We start from the raw sequence: 1,012 nt of genomic DNA on the forward strand, positions 1-1,012 counted from the left end.
CCTACCTAATTCTCCTGACTCCCTTCCCTATGACTGCCTGCACTCTCCGCGAGCATCAAAGCACTTCATTCGCACCCCCGAACTCAAGTCTCAAACCTCATACCTAGAACCTAAGACCTCAAATTTCCTTCCCCACTACACACGCCACGATCCCCAAACCCCAATCACCAGTCCCCAGTCCCCAGACCCCAGACCCCAGTCACCAGTCCCCAGTCCCCAGTCACCAGTCCCCAGTCCCCAGTCCCCAGTCCCCAGTTTCCTGTTCCCTTCTGACTATGCCAATAATATATCTATGGACAAACGCCATTTTTTACAAATTAGTGCCGTCTTAGTCGGTACAGCCTTTTTTTCACGGTATATAACTGGGAGTTCACAACCTATGGCATCTGCGGATACAAAATTTGAAGTCACCAAAGCTGAAGAGGAATGGAAGTCTATTTTAACGCCGGAACAGTTTCAGGTGTTGCGAAAACATGGTACAGAACGACCTCATACCAGTCCTTTAGACAAAAATTATGAACCTGGTACTTATGTTTGTGCTGGGTGTGGACAGCCTTTGTTTATTTCAGACACTAAGTATAACAGTGGTACTGGTTGGCCTAGCTTTTTTAAACCTATTGATGGGGCGATCGCTACTACTGTAGATCGTTCTTTTTTCATGACCAGAACTGAAGTTCATTGTAGCCGTTGTGGTGGACATTTAGGCCATGTATTTAACGATGGACCCAAACCCACTGGTTTACGTTACTGTATGAACGGTGTTTCATTGAAGTTTGAACCAGCTTAAATTCAGTTATCAGTTGAGGACGTTCAAAATCAGAAAATATCTCAACATTTCCTGATTTCTTCTGGTGGTGCGGGCATCTTGCCCGCTAATCATCAATAGGGGTTGCTGAGAAAGTCTTTCCGTGAGGGCATAGGAGTCAGGAGTCAGGAGTCAGGAGTCAGGAGTCAGGAGTCAGGAGTCAGGAGGAGATTTGAAAATTTCTTTGCCATCTCTTGAAATCCCAAA

The 1,012-nt window shown here is 45.9% G+C and carries 1 protein-coding gene; it reads left to right on the forward strand.

Going from position 1 to position 1,012, the window contains the following annotated elements; genetic code table 11:
• Nucleotides 1-292: 292 nt before the first annotated feature.
• Nucleotides 293-787: a peptide-methionine (R)-S-oxide reductase MsrB gene (gene msrB, locus FFR48_RS28060; RefSeq protein WP_137669593.1), complete on the forward strand. Its 495-nt coding sequence runs from the start codon at nucleotides 293-295 to the stop codon at nucleotides 785-787.
• Nucleotides 788-1,012 lie beyond the last annotated feature (225 nt).

Origin of the sequence: Sphaerospermopsis reniformis (assembly GCF_005402885.1) — a bacterium.
In the GTDB taxonomy this organism is placed as follows: domain Bacteria; phylum Cyanobacteriota; class Cyanobacteriia; order Cyanobacteriales; family Nostocaceae; genus Sphaerospermopsis; species Sphaerospermopsis kisseleviana.

Coding starts and splice junctions, on each gene's coding strand:
- msrB (WP_137669593.1), top strand. CDS start 293: ATGGACAAACGCCATTTTTTACAAATTAGTGCCGTCTTAGTCGGTACA.